General features: G+C 43.9%; 1 protein-coding gene. It reads right to left on the bottom strand.

The genetic code is table 11. From position 1 onward, the window contains the following. Positions 1–841: transketolase (locus COZ07_RS09485; protein WP_406608322.1), on the bottom strand; the 841-nt coding region annotated here is incomplete at its 3' end. Positions 842–883: the final 42 nt, after the last annotated feature.

Genomic DNA, 883 nt, shown 5'->3' with positions numbered 1-883 from the left:
CTAAGGATTCTTTACCTCTTCTGCCGTCTTTGGGGGCTAGACCATGATAAGCTACTACTCCTTCCGCAAAAGAGACCCCTTTACCTTTTAGGGTATGGGCAATAAGGACGGTGGGTTGACCTTTTATCTTTTCTACCTCATCTAAAGCGGAGAGTATCTGAGACATATCATGGCCATCAATCTCTATGGTATGCCAGCCAAAGGCCTGCCATTTAGCCAGGAGAGGTTCTAAGCACATTACTTCTTTGGTAGGACCATCTATCTGTAAATCATTTCTATCCACAATAGCGGTAAGGTTATCTAATTGATAATGGGAGGCGCACATCATAGCCTCCCAGACCGAACCTTCATCCAGCTCTCCATCTCCCAAGATAGTATAAACCCGATAGTCTTTCTGCTCTAATTGGGCATTTAAGGCACAGCCGATGGCTACTCCTAAACCCTGGCCTAAGGAGCCAGCAGAAAGCTCAATGCCGGGTAGTTTTAATCGATTAGGGTGGCCCTCAAACCCGGACCATAGTTTTCTTAGCTTTACAGTCTCTTCTTTCGGGAAGTAGCCGGCTTCGGCAAGGGCTATATAAAGGGCGGGGGCCTTATGGCCAACTGACCAGAAGACTCTATCTCTTTCTTCCCAGGTCGGATTAGCAGGGTCGTGTTTTATCTTCTTCAGGTATAATGCGGCAGTAATATCCATAATGGATAAAGTCCCTCCGGTATGGCCGGAGCCAGCTGCCGTAATGGCTATCATATTATAAGCTCTCATTTCTTGGGCTTTTTCTATTAATTCCTCAATTGTATAATCTCTTCTTATTTTTCCGGTCTTAGAATCTAGAATAGACATTGGATTTCTCTCCTTTTATATAAACCATTAAAATAATTTTAA

Origin of the sequence: Candidatus Infernicultor aquiphilus, assembly GCF_002784285.1 — a bacterium.
GTDB classification, from domain to species: Bacteria; Atribacterota; Phoenicimicrobiia; order Phoenicimicrobiales; family Phoenicimicrobiaceae; genus Infernicultor; species Infernicultor aquiphilus.
The sequence above is the reverse complement of the archived record's forward strand: the minus strand, read 5'-3'. Positions and strand labels throughout refer to the sequence as shown.